This window comes from Pseudoalteromonas sp. SIMBA_162, from assembly GCF_046535955.1.
Taxonomy (GTDB): Bacteria; Pseudomonadota; Gammaproteobacteria; order Enterobacterales; family Alteromonadaceae; genus Pseudoalteromonas; species Pseudoalteromonas marina.
Genome location: NZ_JAWJBQ010000227.1, coordinates 1 through 295, shown reverse-complemented (window position 1 = coordinate 295; position 295 = coordinate 1). Strand labels below are relative to the sequence as shown.

The window sequence follows — 295 nt, the reverse complement described above, 5'->3', positions numbered from 1 at the left end:
GGTGCTCGAGGATAGCCTCACGAGCGTAGTAGGTCTTGGTGCGGCCAGTGGCCTTGGCCAGTGCCTCGAGACGTTCCTCGATGTCATTAGGTAGTCGAATTGCCAGCATGAATAAGCTCTCCTGAGTATTGCTATACGTGTATAGCATACTGCTGACGACACGACTCATCCAGCTATATAGCCGATCACAGAAGCCAAGCGAGTGAACCGGTGCTGAGGGCATCGTAAAGCGGGTTACCGAGGCTGGTGCTGCAGCCCTTACCTGGAAGGAATTCGCACGTGCGAAATCGGCAGT

1 protein-coding gene is annotated in these 295 nt (G+C 54.6%); it reads right to left on the bottom strand.

Annotation, left to right across the window (positions count from 1 at the left end; translation table 11 throughout):
- Positions 1–109 (bottom strand): TraY domain-containing protein (locus R0J88_RS19470; RefSeq protein ID WP_410900792.1); only part of this gene is annotated, 109 nt, incomplete at its 3' end.
- Positions 110–295: the final 186 nt, after the last annotated feature.